The organism is Streptomyces sp. NPDC101237 (genome assembly GCF_044767465.1).
In the GTDB taxonomy this organism is placed as follows: domain Bacteria; phylum Actinomycetota; class Actinomycetes; order Streptomycetales; family Streptomycetaceae; genus Streptomyces; species Streptomyces gramineus.
Genome location: NZ_JBIWNY010000019.1, coordinates 74236 through 92609, shown reverse-complemented (window position 1 = coordinate 92609; position 18374 = coordinate 74236). Strand labels below are relative to the sequence as shown.

At 72.6% G+C, this 18374-nt stretch carries 13 protein-coding genes; 11 read left to right on the top strand and 2 right to left on the bottom strand.

The genetic code is table 11. The features are described from left to right. Nucleotides 1-60: 60 nt before the first annotated feature. The 4 genes from ACIRQ9_RS27110 to ACIRQ9_RS27095 are packed head-to-tail and all read left to right on the top strand — an operon-like array spanning nt 61 to nt 6553. Nucleotides 61-1587, top strand: a complete 1527-nt coding sequence (locus tag ACIRQ9_RS27110) for a DUF4331 domain-containing protein (RefSeq protein WP_404178656.1) — start codon at nt 61-63, stop codon at nt 1585-1587. 47 nt (nt 1588-1634) lie between these two features. Then, the gene (locus ACIRQ9_RS27105; RefSeq protein WP_404178942.1) at nt 1635-3170 is read left to right on the top strand and encodes a tetratricopeptide repeat protein; all 1536 of its coding nucleotides are present in this window, start codon (nt 1635-1637) and stop codon (nt 3168-3170) included. Then, nucleotides 3167-4915 carry a sulfite exporter TauE/SafE family protein gene (locus ACIRQ9_RS27100; protein ID WP_404178653.1) on the top strand — a complete coding sequence of 583 codons (1749 nt, stop codon included), beginning with the start codon at nt 3167-3169 and terminating at the stop codon, nt 4913-4915. The genes ACIRQ9_RS27105 and ACIRQ9_RS27100 overlap by 4 nt, the downstream gene beginning before the upstream one ends. A gap of 45 nt (nt 4916-4960) precedes the next feature. Beyond that, nucleotides 4961-6553, top strand: a complete 1593-nt coding sequence (locus tag ACIRQ9_RS27095; protein WP_404178650.1) for a serine/threonine-protein kinase — start codon at nt 4961-4963, stop codon at nt 6551-6553. A 28-nt stretch (nt 6554-6581) separates the two neighbouring features. On the opposite strand, the gene ACIRQ9_RS27090 is transcribed toward ACIRQ9_RS27095, so the two are convergent. After that, on the bottom strand, nt 6582-7379 hold the full coding sequence (locus ACIRQ9_RS27090) for an SGNH/GDSL hydrolase family protein (RefSeq protein ID WP_404178647.1): 798 nt from the start codon (nt 7377-7379) through the stop codon (nt 6582-6584). Between the two features lie 258 nt (nt 7380-7637). Between ACIRQ9_RS27090 and ACIRQ9_RS27085 the strand changes: the two genes are divergently transcribed. From ACIRQ9_RS27085 to ACIRQ9_RS27065, 5 genes are all read left to right on the top strand, one after another. Next, nucleotides 7638-8084, top strand: a complete 447-nt coding sequence (locus ACIRQ9_RS27085; protein WP_404178644.1) for a hypothetical protein — start codon at nt 7638-7640, stop codon at nt 8082-8084. A 420-nt stretch (nt 8085-8504) separates the two neighbouring features. Continuing rightward, nucleotides 8505-9326: a glycosyltransferase family 2 protein gene (locus ACIRQ9_RS27080; RefSeq protein WP_404178641.1), complete on the top strand. Its 822-nt coding sequence runs from the start codon at nt 8505-8507 to the stop codon at nt 9324-9326. After that, complete coding sequence (locus ACIRQ9_RS27075; protein ID WP_404178638.1) at nt 9323-10336, top strand: glycosyltransferase family 2 protein; 1014 nt, start codon at nt 9323-9325, stop codon at nt 10334-10336. The genes ACIRQ9_RS27080 and ACIRQ9_RS27075 overlap by 4 nt, the downstream gene beginning before the upstream one ends. Next, the gene (locus ACIRQ9_RS27070) at nt 10329-11129 is read left to right on the top strand and encodes a polysaccharide deacetylase family protein (RefSeq protein ID WP_404178636.1); all 801 of its coding nucleotides are present in this window, start codon (nt 10329-10331) and stop codon (nt 11127-11129) included. The genes ACIRQ9_RS27075 and ACIRQ9_RS27070 overlap by 8 nt, the downstream gene beginning before the upstream one ends. Further along, the gene (locus ACIRQ9_RS27065) at nt 11122-14859 is read left to right on the top strand and encodes a lipopolysaccharide biosynthesis protein (protein ID WP_404178633.1); all 3738 of its coding nucleotides are present in this window, start codon (nt 11122-11124) and stop codon (nt 14857-14859) included. The genes ACIRQ9_RS27070 and ACIRQ9_RS27065 overlap by 8 nt, the downstream gene beginning before the upstream one ends. Nucleotides 14860-14895: 36 nt before the next feature. Here ACIRQ9_RS27065 and ACIRQ9_RS27060 read toward each other — a convergent pair whose 3' ends face one another. Beyond that, nucleotides 14896-16317, bottom strand: coding sequence for a xylan 1,4-beta-xylosidase (locus ACIRQ9_RS27060; RefSeq protein ID WP_404178630.1), 1422 nt, complete (start codon nt 16315-16317; stop codon nt 14896-14898). 175 nt (nt 16318-16492) lie between these two features. On the opposite strand from ACIRQ9_RS27060, the gene ACIRQ9_RS27055 reads away from it, so the two are divergent. Further along, nucleotides 16493-17587, top strand: a complete 1095-nt coding sequence (locus ACIRQ9_RS27055) for a DUF5925 domain-containing protein (protein ID WP_404178627.1) — start codon at nt 16493-16495, stop codon at nt 17585-17587. Between the two features lie 15 nt (nt 17588-17602). Next, nucleotides 17603-18373, top strand: a complete 771-nt coding sequence (locus ACIRQ9_RS27050) for a DUF72 domain-containing protein (protein ID WP_404178624.1) — start codon at nt 17603-17605, stop codon at nt 18371-18373. Nucleotide 18374: the final 1 nt, after the last annotated feature.

The window sequence follows — 18374 nt, the reverse complement described above, 5'->3', positions numbered from 1 at the left end:
AAGGCGACCGCGCTCCGTATACCCCTCCGTCAAGCAAGTTGGGATCGAGGGACGGACGGCATGACACCTCTAATCTCCAGGAGCGGCGCGGGGCGCAAGGGCCTTGTCTCGCTCGTCTGTGGGGCACTGGCCACCGGCGGGATCACAGCCGCCAGCGTCGCCGCGCTGGAACCGGGAGCGGCCTCCGCCTCCTCCCACCGAGAAGCCCCGCTCATCTCGGGCACCCCGCAGTACGACAACACCGACCTGTACGCGTTCGTCAGCCCGGACAAGCCGGACACCACGACGATCGTGTCCGACTACATCCCCTTCGAGGAACCGGCGGGCGGCCCGAACTTCTACCAGTTCGCCGACGACGCCCAGTACGACATCCACATCGACAACAATGGTGACGCGAAGGACGATCTGGTCTTCCGTTACACCTTCCGCACACAGATAAAGAACAAGAAGACGTTCCTGTACAACACCGGAGTGGTCGACAACCTGACCGACCCGGACCTGAACGTCACGCAGTCGTACAACCTGGACCTGATCAAGTTCAGCAACGGCAAGCAGCAGCACACGACGCGGCTCGCGAGCGACATCCCGGCGGCCCCGTCGGACGTCGGCAAGGCGTCGATGCCGGACTACGGCAAGCTGCGCGCCCAGGCCGTCTACAAGACGGTCAACGGCGGGGCGACCTTCGCCGGCCAGGCGGACGACCCGTTCTTCGCCGACCTGCGCGTCTTCGATCTGCTGTACGGCGGCAACCTGAGCGAGGTCGGCCGCGACACCCTCAAGGGCTACAACGTCAACACGATCGCCCTCCAGGTGCCGAACTCCTTGATCCGGCAGTCGGCTTCGCGTCCGACCGTCGGCATCTACGCCACGACCCAGCGCAGGAACGCGCAGGGCTACTACACGCAGGTCTCGCGCCTCGGCAACCCGCTGGTCAACGAGGTCGTCAACCCGCAGAAGGACAAGGACAGGTTCAACGCGTCCCAGCCCAAGGACGACGCGCAGTTCCTGCGGAACGTGACCAACCCGGAACTGCCCAAGCTCATCGAGGCGATCTACCACATCAAGGCGCCGAAGGAACCGCGCAACGACCTCGTCGACGTGTTCCTCAAGGGCGTCAAGGGCCTCAACCAGGAGCAGCCGCAGGTGACTCCGTCCGAGATGCTCCGCCTGAACACGTCCATCAAGCCCACCGCGAAGCCCAAGCGGCTCGGGGTCCTGGACGGTGACAACGCGGGCTTCCCGAACGGCCGCCGGCTCACCGACGACGTGATCGACGAGGCGCTGCAGGTCGTCGAGGGCGAACTGGTCGGTTCGAAGAACGACCTGGGCGACGCGGTCGACAAGAACGACAAGAACTTCGAGAAGTACTTCCCGTACGTGGCCGAGCCGACGTCCGGTTCCCGCGGCACGCTCGCCAAGGCGGCCGGGAGCAGCACCAAGAGCGCCCTCGGCGACGCCCTGACCGGCACCGACAGCGGCAGCAACACGACCCTGATCGCCGGGTCCGCGGCCGCCGGCGCGGCGGGCGTGCTGCTGATCGGCGCGGCGCTCGCCTGGTGGCGCCGGCGGATGCAGCGGCCGTACTGAGCGTCACCGCGGCCGGGGCGGCGGGGTGACCGCGGGCCCCGTCGCGACTGACCACGCGGTTCCGCGCGCCCCGTGAGGGCGCTCGGCACCCCCCCTGTACCGGCGCGGCCCGCTTCCCACTCAATCCCCCACGGCAGCGGGCCGCGCCACCCGTGCGACAGCCACTAGGAGAGGGCATGGCCCCGGGTACGAACGACAAACAGCCCGCCGACCCGAAGGACGACGAGCGCGTCATGGCGCTGCGCCGCTTCGCGGCCGCGGGGCGGAAGTGGCGGCGCGCCCGACTCGCCGGGTCGGCGGTGCTGCTGGCCGTCGCGCTGACCGGCGGAGCGATCGCCTTCGGGGCGTCCGGAAAGGGCGGCGCGCCGGTGGCCGCGACCAGCGCCGTGTCACCGGCGATGCTGGCGAGCGGCGACCTGGACACGACGATCGCCTCCCTCCAGGCCCATCTCCGCACCCAGCCCAGGGACTCCGACAGCTGGGCCACCCTCGGCCTCGCCTACGTCGAACAGGCGCGCACCAAGGGCGACCCGTCCCGCTACCCGCAGGCCGAGAAGTCCCTCGCCCGCGCGCTGCGGATCACGCCGGGCAACGACCAGGCGCTGGCCGGACAGGCCGCGCTCGCCGCCGCCCGGCACCAGTTCGCGCAGGCGCTCACCTACGCCGACCGGGCCCTCGGGCAGAATCCGTACAACGCCGGCGCCCTGTCCTCCCGTATCGACGCCCTGGTCGAACTCGGCCGGTACGCCGACGCGTCGAAGGCCGCCGACCTCGCGGACCGGCGCAAGCCGGGCGTACCCGTGTTCACCCGGTACGCGTACGTGCGCGAACTGCGGGGCGACGTGCGCACCGCCGGGCAGGTGCTGCGGCAGGCGCTGTCCACGGCCACCTCGAAGGGCGACATCGCCTACGTGGCCGCGCAGCTCGGCCTCCTGGCCTGGAACCAGGGCGACTACCACGGCGCGCTGGACTACTACGCCCGCGCACTGGCCGCCGACGAGAACTACCTGCCCGCGCTGGAGGGCCGGGCCCGGGCCCAGGCGGCGACCGGCGACCGGGCCGACGCCATCAGGGGCATGGAACTGGTCGTCTCCCGCTACCCTTTGCCCCAGCCCCTGGTCGAACTCGGCGAACTGTACGAGGACCGCGGCGCCGAGGGCGACAGGGCGAAGGCCGAGGACCAGTACGCGCTGGTCGAGGCCTGGATCGCGCTCGCCCGCGCCAACGGCGTCAACGCCGACCTGGACACCGCGCTCGCCGCCGCCGACCACGGCGACAAGGCCGAGGCGCTGAAGGCGGCCCGCGCCGAGTGGGCCCGCCGCCGCACCGTGCACACGGCGGACGCGCTGGCCTGGGCGCTGCACGTCAACGGCAAGGACAAGGAGGCCCTGCCGTACGCCCGCCGGGCCGCCGCCACCGGCTACCGCAACGCCTCCTTCGGCTACCACCTGGGCATGATCGAGCTGGCCGACGGCCACAGGACGGCCGGCCGGGCCGCGCTCACCGGAGCCCTCGCACTCAACCCGGGGTTCTCCCCGCTGGGCGCACGCGCGGCCCGCAAGGCGCTGGAGGCCACGAAGTGAACCTCCGCCGCGCCGCCGCCCTGCTCGTCGCGGCCGGCGGCCTCACGCTGCTGTCCGCCACGGCCGCGAGCGCCCACCCGCTCGGCAACTTCACCGTCAACAAGTACGACGGGCTGGTCGCCGCGCCGGGGCAGCTCCGCGTCGACCACGTCGAGGACCTCGCCGAGATCCCGGCGACCCAGGCCGGGCCGGACCTCGAGCGGCTGGGCACCGCCGGGTGGGCCGAGCAGCGCTGCGCCGCCGCGGCCGACGGCAGCACCCTGACCGTCGACGGCAGGGCGAGCACGCTCACGGTGGCCGCCAGTCACGCCGAACTCCGCCCCGGGCAGGCCGGGTTGCACACCCTGCGCGTCGAGTGCCGGCTGACCGCGCCGCTCGCCGAGGGCGGCACGGCCACCATCTCCTTCCACAGCGCGGGCACCGACACCGGTCCGGGCTGGCGGGAGATCACGGCGCGCGGCGACCGGATGACGCTGACGCGGACGGACGTGCCGAAGACGTCCGTCTCCCACGAACTCACCAGCTACCCCAAGGACCTGCTCTCCTCCCCGGCGGACGTCACGACGGCCGCCGTGCGGGTACGGCCGGGCGGACCGGCCCTCGCCGAGGAACACCAGTCCGCCCCGGGCGCCGCGATCCTGCCGCGGGGCGTCGACCACTGGACCCAGGCCCTGACCGATCTGGTCGCCCGCAACCACCTCACGGCCGGTTTCGCGGCGCTCGCGCTCCTCGTCTCGATCGGCCTCGGCGCGATGCACGCGCTCGCGCCGGGACACGGCAAGACGCTGATGGCGGCGACGGCCGCGGCCCGCGGCGGCCGCGCCCGCCTGCGCGACGTCCTCCCGCTGGCCGCGTCGGTCACGGTCACCCACACCCTGGGCGTGGTGGCCCTGGGCGTCCTGGTCACGGCCGGTTCCGCGGCCACTCCGTCGGTGATCGCCTGGCTGGGCGTCGCGAGCGGCCTCCTGGTCCTGGCCGCGGGCGCGAACCTGACCCGCAGGGCGTGGCGGACCCGCGCGCACCGGCACGACCCCGGCGGACACTCCCCTCACAACCACGACCACGACCACGGACACGGTCACCGTCACGGCCACGGGACGGCGCACGACCACGACCACGACCACGACCACGACCACGACCACGGTCACCGTCACGGCCACGGGACGGCGGAGGAGCCGGAACCGGCCCTGGTCGGCGCCCGGGAGCACACCCACGGCCACGACCACCCGCACGACCACGGTCACGCCCACGACCACCCGCACGCGCACACCCACGACCGGGCCCACGACGACGGCCACGGCCCCGCCCGGGACCACGACCACCGCCACGGCCACGGCCACGAGGCCGAGGCCGGTCTGCCGCACCGTCACGGCGGGTTCACCCACACCCACTCCACGGCCCCCACCGTCCGCGGCACCATCCTGCTCGGCTTCGCGGGCGGACTGGTCCCCAGCCCCTCCGCCGTGGTCGTGCTCGTCGGCGCCGCCGCCCTCGGGCAGGCCTGGTTCGGGCTGCTGCTCGTCGTCGCCTACGGCATCGGTCTCGCGCTGACCCTGACCGCCGCCGGGTTCGCCGTCGTCAGGCTGGGTACGGGAATGACCCGGGTGCTGGACAGACGCCCACGGTGGACCGCCCACCCCCTGGCCGTGCTCGTCCGCGGGACCGCACCGCTCGCCTCGGCGCTCGTGGTCGTGGCCCTGGGTGCGGGACTGGTGCTCAAGGGCGCCGCATCCGCACTGCTCTGAGTTACGTTTGTGATGAATCAGCGCGAGTCGCCGTGGGGGGCACCCGTGACCGAAGAGCCGGGCCGTGAACGCGTGATCGCGGACCGCTACCGACTGTTGTCCCCGCTCGGCGAGGGCGGCATGGGCACCGTGTGGCGGGCCAGGGACGAGGTGCTGGGCCGCGAGGTCGCCGTCAAGGAGGTCCGCGCGCCCGCCGGGCTGCCCGGCCCCGACGTCGAGCGGATGTACGCCCGGCTGGAACGTGAGGCCTGGGCCGCGGCCCGGGTCGCCAACCGCAACGTCGTGACGGTGTACGACGTGGCGATGGAGGGCGGACGGCCCTGGATCGTCATGGAGTTGATCCGCGGGGTGTCCCTCGCCGACGTCCTGGACTCCGAGGGCCCGATGTCCCCGCAGCGGGCCGCGGGCGTCGGCGCCGAGGTGCTGTCCGCGCTGCGGGCCGCGCACGCCGCCGGGGTGCTGCACCGGGACGTGAAGCCGGGCAACGTGCTGCTGTCGAACGACGGGCGGGTGGTGCTCACCGACTTCGGGATCGCCACCGTCGAGGGCAGTTCGGCGCTGACCATGACGGGCGAGGTGATCGGTTCGCCCGAGTACCTCGCTCCGGAACGGGCGCTGGGACGCGCGTTCGGTCCCGAGTCGGACCTCTGGTCGCTCGGTGTGCTGCTGTACGCGGCGGTGGAGGGCACCTCGCCGTTCCGGCTGGACACCCCGCTGAACACGCTCCGGGCCGTGGTGGACGAGGACTTGCCCCCGTCGTACCGGGCGGGAGCCCTGGCGCCGGTCATCGAGGGCCTGCTCCGCAAGGACCCGGCCGCGCGGATCTCCGCCGAACAGGCCGAGCGCGACCTGCGGTTGGTCGCGGCGGGAGGCACCACGGGCACGGCCGCCACCGTCCCGGTCGCGACCCGCCAGGAGGCTCCGACCCTCGTCGCCCTGCCGTACGGATCCGCCGCTCCCACGCCGCCCGCCCCCGTTGCGGCGGACACCCGGCCGTCCGGCTCCGGCCGCGACGGGAACGGCCGGGCGGGCACCCTGCTGCTCGTCGGACTGGTGCTGGTCGTCCTCGCGCTCGGCGGGCTGACGTACGCCCTCCTGAACCAGGGCGGGGGCGGTGACGGCGACGACAACGCGGGTCCGAGCAGTTCGGCGAGCAACCTCAGCTCCCCGGCGCCGAGCCGGAGCGAGGACCGGTCCACGTCGCCGTCGCCGTCGCCGTCCGCGAGCAGCAGCGCGGCCCCGCAGAGCGTGAACGTCTCCGTGACCGGTTCCGGCACCGACTACACGGGGAGCTGCCCGCCGCCGACCGCGCAGGCGCCCTCCTTCACGGCCACGTTCACGGTCGGGAGGGTGCCCGCGCAGGTGCGGTACCGCTGGGTGCTGAAGAAGGGGTCGCTCGACGACCAGGGGTGGAAGACGCTGTCCTTCCCCGACGGCGGCGGGAAGACCCGGCAGACCAGGGTGACCGTGACGACCTGGTCCGGCGACGGGACGCTGGACGACGCGATCTCCGTCGAGGTGCGCGGCCCGGTGACGGCCACGTCCGACTCGGTGCCGTTCTCGGTGACCTGCACCTCGGCGACGGAGACCCCGACCGGCGGGGCCTCCTCCTCGCCTTCGCCTTCCGGTTCGGACTGAGAACGGGCGGGTCCGGCAGGCGTACCGGTCAGGCGTTGCCGGTCAGGACCGGCAGGTAGCCACCGGAGTGGCCGGACGCGGTGGGGTGGTAGGACTCGCCGATGTCGAGCCAGTTGACGCTGTGCAGCCAGGAGCTGCTGGAGCAGATCTCGTGGCCGGTGAACGTGGTGCGGATGTCGCCGAAGACGAACCCGTGGTCGGCGGCGCGCTTGGCGATCGCCGCGTCGATGTAGTCGGCGGCGTTGTTGATGGCGGTGCGCTTGGCCGAGGAGAGGCCGAGGCAGGTGGTGCCCAGTTTGTAGAAGCGGGGATAGCCGAGGACAACGACCCGGGCGTGGGGGGCCCTGGCGGTGATGGCGTCGTACACGGCGTCGAGCTTGCCGGGCAGGGTGGAGTCGACGTAGGCCTCGGCGGTGCCGATCCGGGACAGGCAGGTGCTGTCGGAGCTGAGCACACACGTCGTCATGACGTCGGCGAAGCCCGCGTCGTTGCCGCCGATCGTGATCGAGACCAGGGACGTCGAGGACGTCAGGGTGCCGAGCTGGCCGGACAGGACGTCGTCCGTGGTGGCGCCCGAGCAGGCGAGGAACGAGAACGAGGACGGGCTGTGGGCGGCGTTCCACAGGTAGGGGTAGGCCTTCGTGCTGCGGTCGCAGCTGCCGCTCGAACTGATGTAGCTGCCGGCGCCGACACCGGACGAATACGAGTCGCCGAGCGCCACGTAACCCCCGGTCGCGGCTTGCGCGTCGGTTGCGGCCCCGGTGAGTGCCAGGCCGGTGGCGAGGAGGAGTGAAGTCACGTACGCCGTAATTCGGGAACGTCTCATGGAACCTCCCTTTAGCAGGATCTCTGCCACAACCGTCGTACCAACTACGCGTGTTGACGGGAAGTGTCCATGCCAAAACTTTTCGGGCCTCAACCGGTCCGCGCCGGACCGGTGTTGTAAAGAAATTGGACGACTTGTCCCCAGGAGACATCAGCCGCCCCCGGCGAACGGTCAGGTCCGGAGACCCGCTTGACGCTCCACGTTCGCCTGCGCGACATTGAAGCCCGGCATCCGACGCCTTGGGGGGCAAAGTCGGCCATGCAGACCATACGGCTCAAGACACCGTCACCAGAGGACGAGGAGCGGGCGCGGCCAGGACCGGGGAGGGGCCTGGAACCGCTGCTCGCGGGCGCGGCGACGGCCGTCGCCGGCACGGGCGCACTGCTCGCCCTGACCGACTCGGGCTCGCCGCTGCGCGGCCCGTTCACACTGCTCTTCCTGATCGGCGCGCCGGCCGCGGCGATCGGCCTGGCGCTGCGCGGACTCGATCCGTTCGCGCGGACGCTCACCGCGCTCGCGGGCGCCGTCGCGCTGGACATGCTCGTCGCCCAGGGCATGCTCGCCACCCACCACTGGTCCTGGCGCGGCGGAGTCGTCGCCGTGACCGCGATCAGCGTTCTCCTGCCGCTGCCGCTACGACCGCGCCCGGTGACGCGCATTCTCAAACGAATGTCCCGGCGGACCGGGAATATCCGTTCGAGGTGAAGAGCGGGGCCGGAACGCATCCGCATAACGGCCCGACCAACAAAAAGCAAGCCGCGCTCGGCGGACTTGCCATACTGGTTCAATCATCAATACCGTCGTACAACTCACCCGCAAGGGAACGTCATTCAGCGGCTCCAGGGGAGGGCTCAGGGACCGCGATGTTCCGCTGCGGGGCGCGGTAGGGGGGTGCCGTGCTCGGCGGCCACGAGGGGCATTGTTCTTCGAATGCGCCCCTTGTCGTCTCCGAGTCGTGCCGCGCGACCGGCTGCCGTTTTCCGGCGGCCCGGTTAGCTTTGCCAGCTCACCTGCGGACACGGGGATCCGTTCTCCGTGCCGCGGGTGATAACCCCCCTTTCGAACCGGACACGGAAGCGGGCCGCCCAGGGGCGGGCGGTCCACCGGACGAGAGGGAAAAGACTCGTGAGTTCTGTTCTGCGCCAGCCGGCCTCGGATCAAGATCCGTTAATGGCTGCCGAATACCGACCGATCTCCTCCCACCTGGCGATCACACCGCCGGTGAGCGTGGTGATCCCCGCGATGAACGAGGCGGAGAATCTCCCTTACGTCTTCAAGACGCTTCCCGGCTGGATCCACGAAGTGGTCCTGGTGGACGGGAATTCCACCGACGACACCGTAGAAGTCGCACGGCAGTTGTGGCCCGGCGTGAAAGTCGTCGAACAGAGCGGAAAGGGCAAGGGAGACGCCCTGATCACCGGGTTCGAGGCGTGCACCGGCGACATCATCGTCATGGTGGACGCGGACGGCTCGGCCGACGGCCACGAGATCGTGTCGTACGTCTCCGCCCTGGTCTCCGGTGCCGACTTCGCCAAGGGCTCGCGCTTCGCCAACGGCGGCGGCACGGACGACATGACGTTCATCCGCAAGCTCGGCAACTGGGCGCTGTGCACCATCGTCAACCGCAAGTTCGGCGCCCGCTACACCGACCTCTGCTACGGCTACAACGCCTTCTGGCGGCACTGCCTCGACAAGATCGACCTCGACTGCACCGGCTTCGAGATCGAGACCCTGATCAACGTCCGGGTGGTCAAGGCAGGCCTGAAGGTGCAGGAGATCCCCAGCTACGAGTACCTCAGGATCCACGGCACCAGCAATCTGCGCGCCGTCCGGGACGGCCTGCGGGTCCTGCGGGTGATCCTCGGGGAACGCTCCAACCGGCGTGCGCTGCGCCGCCGGGTCCGGCACTCCCCGATGCTCGGCACCGGCCAGGGAGAGTCGTCTTGAGCGATCCCGACATCTCCGTCGTGATCTGCGTGTACACCGAGGACCGCTGGGAGGACATCCTCGCGGCGGTCTCCTCGGTGCGCGCCCAGTCGTATCCGGCGCTGGAGACCCTGCTGGTCGTCGACCACAACCCGGCGCTCCTGGAACGGCTCACGACGCAGTACGAGCGAGCCGCGCACGTCCGGGTGCTCGCCAACGCGGGCCCCCGCGGCCTGTCCGCCGGCCGCAACACCGGCATCGCCTCCTCCCTCGGCGAGGTGATCGCCTTCCTCGACGACGACGCCGTGGCCGAACGGGACTGGCTGCTGCGCTTCGCCGAGGGGTACGCCGACCCGCTGGTGATGGCCGTGGGCGGCCGGACCCTGCCCGTCTGGGCCTCGGGCCGCCGCCCGCGCTGGTTCCCCGAGGAGTTCGACTGGGTGGTCGGCTGCACCTACCGCGGACTGCCACCGGGCCGGGTCCGGGTCCGCAACGTCCTCGGCGGAAACGCTTCCTTCCGGCGTACCGCCTTCGACGCGGCGGGCGGCTTCGCCACCGGCATCGGCCGGGACGGCGACCGGCGCCCGCTGGGCTGCGAGGAGACCGAGCTGTGCATCCGGCTCACCCGGGCCCGCCCGGACGCCGTGCTGCTCATCGACGACCGTGCGGTGATCCACCACCGGGTGCCGCGGGCCCGCGAGCACTTCGGCTACTTCCGCACCCGCGCCTACGCCGAGGGCCTCTCCAAGGCCCTGGTCGCCCGCAGCGTGGGCGCCGCCGACGGGCTGGAGTCCGAACGCCGCTACGCCGCACGGGTGCTGCCCGCCGGGATCGCCCGCGGCCTGCGGGACGCCCTCCTCGCGCGGCCGGGCGGCGCCGGCCGGGCCGCGGCGATCGTCACCGGGGTGCTGACCGCGGCGGGCGGTTACGTGGTCGGGAGCCTGCGCGCCCGGCGCGGCGAGCCGGCCTTCGCCGTCGCCGGGACCGGCGCGGACCTCGTGCCCCGCACGGACGGGAGGCGTCATGACTGAGGCACCGGTGCCCATCCTCATGTACCACTCGGTCGCGACCGCGCCGAACCGGGCCACCCACGCGCTGTCGGTGGCACCGGAGGCGTTCGCCGCGCAGATGGCGCTCGTCGCGGACCTGGGACTGACCCCCGTCACCACGGCCGAACTGGCCGCGGGCTGGCGATCGGGCGGCCCGCTCCCCGCCCGGCCCGTCCTGATCACCTTCGACGACGGCTACGAGGGCGTGCACCGGCACGCCCTGCCGGTCCTCGCCGACCGCGGTTTCGCCTCCACCCTGTTCGTCTCGACGGGCTGGATCAGGGGCGCGTACGACACCGGAGGCGGCCCGGACGCCATGCTCGACTGGGACCAGGTGCGCGCACTCGCCGACGCGGGCTGCGAGATCGGCGGCCACAGCCACACCCATCCGCAGCTCGACCAACTGGACGACGACCTGCTGCGCGCCGAGCTGGTCTGGTGCCGTGACATCGTCGCCGAACAACTGGGCTCCGCGCCCGCCTCGTTCGCCTACCCGTTCGGCTACTCCAGCCGCCGGGTCAGGCGCGCCGTGCGGGACACCGGACACACCCAGGCACTCGCCGTCGAGAACGGCCTCGCCCACCGCCGCCAGGGTCCCTACGCGCTGCACCGCGTCACCGTGCGCCGCACCACGGACACCGCGGAGTTCGTCCGGCTGCTCCAGGGCCGGGCGATCGCCCGCACCTTCGCCAAGGACCGTGCCCTGACCAAGGGGTACGCCGTCCTCCGCAGAGCCCGCCAGGTCCGCCGGAAGGCCATCCGTTCCCGTGTCTGACACGACGACCACCACGACCGGGGCAACGACCCGCGCGACCGCGGCGCCCGAGCGGCCGGGGCGCCGCCTCCGGCTGCCCGGCAGGGGCAGCCCGCCGGGCGGCAGCCCGCTCTTCCGCAACGCCTACGCGCTGATGCTCAACACCGGCATCTCCGCGGTACTGGGCCTGGGCTTCTGGCTGGCGGCGGCCCGCTACTACTCCGAATCGGCCGTCGGCCAGGGCTCCGCCGCGATCGCCGCCATGAAACTCCTCGCGGGCCTGACCGCGGTGACCCTGACCGGCGCCCTGGCCCGCTTCATCCCGGTGGCGGGCCGGGCCACCGGCAGGCTCATCCTCCGTACCTACGCGGGCAGTTCCCTGATCGTGGCGCTGGCCGCGGGCGTCTTCCTGACGACCCTCGGGTTCTGGGGCCCGTCGTACCGCTTCCTGCACGGGCCGCTGCCCGGTGTCGGGTTCGTCGTCGCGGTCGTCGGCTGGAACCTGCTCACCCTCCAGGACGGCGTGCTGACCGGGCTGCGCAACGCGCCCTGGGTACCGGTGGGCAACACCGTGTTCTCGGCGGTCAAGCTGGGCCTGCTGGTCGCGTTCGCGGTGGCCGTCCCGACGGCCGGGGTGTTCGTGTCCTGGGTCGCGGCGATCGCCACCTCGGTGGTGCCGCTGGGCTGGCTGGTGTTCCGGCGCCTGGTGCCCCGGCACGTCAAGGCGACCGGGGAGCACGCCAGGCCGCCCACCCTGCGGGAGATCGGCAGGTTCCTGGCCGGCGACTACACCGGGTCGCTGTTCTCCCTCGCCGTCGTGTACCTGGTTCCGGTGATCATCGCCTCGCAGGTCAGCGCCGAGGACAACGCGTACTTCTACATCACCACCACCATCGGCGGCACCACCAACCTGCTGGCCATCAACATGGGGGCCTCGCTCACCGTCGAGGGCTCGCACGACCCGGCGCGGCTGGCCGCCGACACCCGGGCCGCGCTGAAGCGGATGGCCCGGATCATGGTGCCGATCTGCTCCCTGCTGTTTTTCGGGGCGCCGTTGATCCTCGGTGTCTTCGGCACGGGCTACGCGGACGCGGCGACCCCGCTGCTGCGCTGGTTCGCGGTCGGCGCCCTGCTCAGGGTCGTGATGGAGACCTACTTCGCGGTGCTGCGCGCCCAGAGCCGCACCGCCGGACTGGCGTGGCTGCAGGGCCTGTTGTGCGTGCTGGTGCTCGGTCTGACCCTGGTGCTGCTGCCCAGGATGGGGCTGACCGGCGCGGGCGTGGCCGAGATCTGCAGCCTCACGGTGATCGTGACGATCGCGGCGCCCAGGCTGTGGCGGACGCTGCGCGCGACCCCGGCCGACGTCCCCGAGGACGCGGCACCCGACGGTGACCTCGCCGATCTCGGGGCGCACGAGGTCCCGCCCGCCGCCGCGCCGCACCGGCGGAGCCCGGCCTGGGCGCTGGACTCCGACACGCTCGCCCTCGGCATCCACGTGGACTTCGACCATGTGGAGCGCCGTCCGGACGTGCGCCCGGGGCCGGGCACCCCGCCCACGGGCACACCCGTCGTCCTCCCGGACGACCGGCCGACCCGGGCGCTGCGGACACCACGGCACCCCGGGCCGCCGGCGGAGGCGAGGGAGCCGGGCGCGGAGGCCTCGGCCGGCCTCGCCGAGGCCGCGCCGCCGAAGGGGACGGAGGCCGCCGCGCCGTCCGTTCCGCTGCGGGAGCGGCTGGTGCCCACCCGCACCGGCGTCCTGCTCGGCTGCCTGCTCGTCGCCGCCCTGCTCCTGTACTGGGTGCCCGCGGCCCGGCTCGACGACGCCGACCTGGAGCGGATGGGCGGGCTCGGGCTGGTCTCGGTGCTGCCGCTGCCCACCCTGGTCGGGGCGGCGCTGCTGGTGACGGTGTTCGCCGCGCTGCTGTGGCCGCGCCGCGAGCACCGGGCGCTGCTCCTGGTCACCCTGCTGGCCACGGTGGTGTCGCTGCACGCGCTGCCCGCCGTGATCGAGACGGAACCCCGGTTCCCGACGGCCTGGCAGCACCTCGGGTTCATCGACTACATCGACCGCACCGGGTCGGCCGTACCCGACCTGGACGCCCGCTGGAGCTGGCCGGGCTTCTTCGCGGCGGCGGCCTTCGTCGGCCGGGCCTGCGGGGTCACGGACCTCACCGAGGTCATCCGCTGGTGGCCGACGTTCGTCCAGCTCGCCTACCTGGCGCCGATGTTCCTGCTCGTACGGTCGATGCGGGCGGGCTGGCGGGCCAAGTGGGCCGGAATCTGGATCTTCGTGCTGTGCGGCTGGGTCGGCCAGGACTACTTCTCCCCGCAGGGCTTCACCTACCTCCTCTACCTGATGTTCGTGGCGATCCTGCTCGTCTGGTTCCGCGCCCCGCACGTCATCTGGACCAGGTTCCGTCCGGGCGAGGCGGAGGTCGAGCCCGTCGACCGCCGCCGGCAGGCGGTCCTGCTCCTGGTGCTCACCGGCCTGTACGCGGCGACCGTGCCGGCGCACCAGCTGACCCCGTTCGTGATGCTGGGCGTCCTGGCGGTCCTGGTCCTGGCCGGCAGGTCCGAACTGCGCGGCCTGCCGCTGCTGTTCGGGGTGGTCGCGGCCGTCTGGCTGGGGTTCCTGGCCGAGCCGTACTGGTCGGGGCACTTCGACGACCTGTTCGGCGGCGTCGGCGGGGTCGGCAGCAACGTCTCGACCTCGGTCTCCGGCCGTATCCAGGGCGGCAGTCCGGCCCACAAGCTGGTGCTGTACGTCCGGGTCCTGCTGGCCGGCGGCATGATGGCGTCCGCCGTGTGGGGCTGGTGGCGGCGGCGCCTCCACCGGTACCGCGAGCGGTCCCTGCCGATCCTGGCCTTCGTCCCGTTCCTCGGCTTCGGCATGCAGTCCTACGGCGGCGAGATGGCCCTGCGGGTCTTCATGTTCGCCCTGCCGGGCGCCGCCCTGCTGGCCGGTCTGGCCCTGTTCCCGCGCACCGGCGCCACGGCGGAGGAGCGCGAGAAGGACCGCACGGTCCTCGCAGCGGTGGCCGCGCTGCTGGCGGGGCTGCTGCTCATGGGCGGTTTCCTGGTGGCCAGGTGGGGCAACGAGTCCTTCGAGCGGGTGCGTCCCGGCGAGGTCGCCGCGATGGACTACGTCTACGCCCACGACAGGCCGACCGTACGGCTGCTGTGGCTGAGCAACGACACGGTCGCCGACGTGACCCCGGCGATCCCGTGGGGCGCCCGGGACATGGAGCGGGTCGACTACGTGCCGACCCTGGCGCCCGCCGACCCGGTGCTGGTGGCGGGCCTGGTCAAGGAGTTGGAGGACGCCGGTCCGAACTCGTACCTGATGGTCAACAGGAGCCAGGCCGTCTACCTGCGGATGGACGCGGGCTACCCGGCCGCCTGGGAGAGCCGGCTGATCCGGAGCCTGGACGGCCGGCGGGACCTGACGAAGGTCCTGGCCGACGACGACGTGGCCCTGTACGCGCTGCGTACGCGGCCCGCCGGTGCGGTGGCGGAGCCGGATCCGGGGCCGATCGGGCCGCGGATCACCTGGACGCCGTGGTCGGTGGTCGGCGCTCTCGCCGCCGTCGTCCTGATCCTGCTGCTGACGGCGCGCGAGGTGGTCCGGGTCGCGGTCCGGCCCGGAGTGCGCCGGGTGCGGTGGCTGCAGGGGAGCTTCTGGTTCTCGCTGCCGCTGCTCGCGGTGGTGCTGGCGTCGCTGGCGCAGCGGTTCCTGACGCTCAAGTAGCGGGCGGCGGATCGTGCCGACGTGGCTCGTCCGGGCTCACCGGGCGAGCCACTTCACCTCGTACCCCTTCAGGTCGACCCGCTTCCCGTCCACCCGCACGCCGACCGTCCGGTCGAGGGTGTTGACGACGAGAACGGTCCGGTCGTCGGCGAGGACGCGCACCCGGGACGCGTCGCTCCCGGCGACGGGGACCGTCGCGTACCGGGTGCCCGGCGGGAACGCCCTGCCGAACCTCGACACCAGGTCGTACATGGGCAGCGCACGGCCGCCGTCCGCGCTGTCGGTCGTGGTCCACAGGCAGCCTGCGCAGCCGCCGCCCTTCTCGTCCTCCGGGTTCCAGTAGAAGCCGGAGGACGCGCCGCCCTTCACCAGGGCGATCAGGCCGGCGGCCTGGACGGCGACCCGGTGCGGTTCGCTCCAGCCGTCGCGTTCGTCCCTGCCGTCGGCGGGCTCCACGTAGTACTCGGCCCACCACAGCGGCAGGCCGTGCGTCCGCGCCCGCACCCACTCGCTCACGTAGGTGAACTTCTCGGTGGCCCCGAACTCGTCGGGCAGCAGCTCGTCGTCGTTGGTGTAGCTGGAGCCGTCCACGACCACGAAGTCGGCGCCCGCCTTGTGGGTGTTCCAGTAGTCGAAGGCGTCGATCACCCGCTGGTCCATGACACCCCAGGGGCCCTTGAGGGTGGGCGAGGCGTTCTCGGTGCCGCGCGGGTCGAAGCTGTCCATGACCAGGTACGGGCCGCCGACCATGATGTCCTTGTCGACGGCCTTCAGCGCCCGGTAGACGAGGTTGTACAGCTCGGTGTAGCCCTCGTAGTCCCAGCGGGCCCGCTCGTCGTTCCAGAAACCCTTGAACTCGTTCCAGACGATGAAGTGCCGTACGTCGGGATAGCGTCTGGCGACGGTCGCGGCGAGGTCTGCGTAGTCCTGGTAGTGGCCGGGGGTGGGCGCCGTCTCCAGGGCGGCCTGGCTCCAGTCGGTGTGGTCGGCGCCGGCCCTGCCGCCCTTCATCCAGTCCGGGGAGCAGCACAGGGTGATCACCGGGGTGCCGCCCGACCTGCGCATGAAGTCGACCCTGCGGTCCAGCGCGCCGAAGTCGTAGTGCCCCTCGACGGGTTCCGGGTTGTCGGCGCCCCAGCCCATGACGGCCTGGTCCTGGGGCAGTCCGGCGTCGCGGGAGAGCAGCTTCTCGACCCGGCCGGTGGCGGCGGCGCTGCCCTCGTCGGCGCTGTACCGGGTGTGCGTGAAGCCCCAGCCCACGTACGGCTCGGCGGGGCCGGGCGGGGTGGCCGGGGTGCCGTGCACCTTGTCGCCGTCACGGGTCGTGCCCGCGGTGCCGCCGCCTCCGGGCAGCGTGCCGAGCAGGGTCACGATCAGGGCGAGAGCGACCGCGCCCACCCCCAGCAGAGCGGTGAGCCGCCACCGCCGAGCCCCCGAATTCCACTCATGACGTCCCATCAAGGACCACAGTAATGGCGGAAATCGCCCCGGGGGCGGGTATCGGGGATCGACCGTCGCGGAACGGGGCCAGGGGTGCACTCCGGATACTCCGGAAGCTCGGCGCACTCCCGACACTCTCCGCCCACTTCGGAAAACGGGTGCGCCGCGGGCCCCGGTGACGGATCATGGCGGCATGTCTGCCAAGCCGCACGAGACGCTGCCGATCCGGCTCAACGTCGACGACTCCGACTCGCCGTCCGACGTCGTAGACGCGCTGTTCCTCGGCCGCTTCGCGACGGGCGAGCAGCCGTACTCGCACGCGGCCAACATCGACCGGGTGCGCGGCGGGGCGACCCTGCTGCCGAAGGAGGCGCGGGTGCTGCGGGTGGCCCGCGACGACGACCGCAGCGCGACGCTCGCGGAGGGCGAGGGCTGGACGCTCCTGGTGTCGCGCTGGAACCGGGGCGCGGACATCACGGTCACCGCGACCACCGCCGAGCTGGCCGCGAAGGTGCTGAAAGAGGCGACGGACGGCGCGGCGGACGAGCCGGAGCCGCAGCCCGACAACGTGACGATGGGGTTCTGGTACGTCTCCCCCCGGCGCGGCCCGCACCGCACCACCCGGCAGATCTCCGCCGGCACCTGGGACGAGGTCCGCGCCAACTACACGGCTCCGGTCGCGGAGGCGATGGACCGCCTGATGAAGACGACGCCCGAGGACATCGCGGGCCGGCTCCTGCTGCTGCACGGCCCGCCGGGCACCGGCAAGACCTCGGCGCTGCGCACCCTCGCCCGGTCCTGGCGGGACTGGTGCCAGGTGGACTGCGTCCTCGACCCCGAGCGGCTCTTCTCCGACGTCGGCTATCTGATGGACATCGCCATCGGCGAGGAGGACGGCGCGGGCAAGGGCCGCTGGCGGCTGCTCCTCCTGGAGGACTGCGACGAGCTGATCCGCGGCGAGGCCAAGCACACCGCGGGGCAGGCGCTGTCGAGGCTGCTGAACCTCACCGACGGGCTGCTCGGCCAGGGCCGCAACGTCCTGGTGGGCGTCACCACCAACGAGGACCTGGAGCGCCTGCACCCGGCCGTGGTCCGGCCCGGCCGCTGCCTCGCCCGGATCGAGGTGGGCGCGCTGACCCGCCCCGAGGCGGTGAACTGGCTCGGCACGGAGGAGGGCGTGAGCCGCGACGGATCGACCCTGGCGGAGCTGTACGCGCTGCGCCGCGGCACGACGCCGGCCTCGGTACCGGGCGCCCGCGAGGAGGCGGACGCGGGGCTGTACCTGTAGTGCTTTGATGGAGGCATGCCCCTGTTCATCGGGACCTCGGGCTGGCAGTACGCGGACTGGCGGAACGTCCTGTACCCGGCCGGGGTTCCCGTGCGCCGGTGGCTGGAGGAGTACGCGGCGCACTTCACGACCGTCGAGCTGAACAACGCGTTCTACCGGCTGCCGAGCCGGGACGGGTTCGCGTCCTGGCGGGACCGGGTCCCGGCCGGTTTCGTGATCGCGGTCAAGGCGAGCCGCTTCCTCACGCACGTCAGGCGCCTGCGGGATCCCGCCGAGCCGGTCGGCCGCCTGATGACCCACGCGGCCGGCCTCGGCGACCGGCTGGGCCCGGTCCTCCTCCAGCTCCCGCCGACGCTGAAAGCCGACCCGGCGCTGCTGGACGCGTGCCTCGCGTGCTTCCCGCCGGGCACGCGGGTGGCGGTGGAACCGCGCCACGACTCCTGGTGGACGCGGGAGACCCGCGAGGTCCTCGTCTCCCGGGGAGCGGCCCTGTGCTGGGCCGACGTCCGGGCCCGCCCCGTGACCCCGCTGTGGCGCACCGCCGGCTGGGCCTACGTCCGCTTCCACGAGGGCCGGGCCGCGCCCTGGCCCCGCTACGGCCGCCGGGCCCTGGAGACCTGGACCGACCGCATCGCCACGGCCTGTCCCGAAGGCGCCGACGTCTACGCGTACTTCAACAACGACCCGGGCGCGGCGGCGGTGCGGGACGCGGCGGCCTTCGGACGGGCGGCGGAGCGGGCCGGGCTGCGGGTGGCGCGGACCCCGGAGCCGAGCACGGCCGGCTGAC

What these genes read in the sequence shown, in the direction of transcription:
- ACIRQ9_RS27110 (WP_404178656.1), top strand. Translation starts at nt 61, where the DNA reads ATGACACCTCTAATCTCCAGGAGCGGCGCGGGGCGCAAGGGCCTTGTC.
- ACIRQ9_RS27090 (WP_404178647.1), bottom strand. Translation starts at nt 7,379, where the DNA reads ATGAGACGTTCCCGAATTACGGCGTACGTGACTTCACTCCTCCTCGCC.
- ACIRQ9_RS27085 (WP_404178644.1), top strand. Translation starts at nt 7,638, where the DNA reads ATGCAGACCATACGGCTCAAGACACCGTCACCAGAGGACGAGGAGCGG.
- ACIRQ9_RS27070 (WP_404178636.1), top strand. Translation starts at nt 10,329, where the DNA reads ATGACTGAGGCACCGGTGCCCATCCTCATGTACCACTCGGTCGCGACC.
- ACIRQ9_RS27060 (WP_404178630.1), bottom strand. Translation starts at nt 16,317, where the DNA reads ATGGGACGTCATGAGTGGAATTCGGGGGCTCGGCGGTGGCGGCTCACC.
- ACIRQ9_RS27055 (WP_404178627.1), top strand. Translation starts at nt 16,493, where the DNA reads ATGTCTGCCAAGCCGCACGAGACGCTGCCGATCCGGCTCAACGTCGAC.
- ACIRQ9_RS27050 (WP_404178624.1), top strand. Translation starts at nt 17,603, where the DNA reads ATGCCCCTGTTCATCGGGACCTCGGGCTGGCAGTACGCGGACTGGCGG.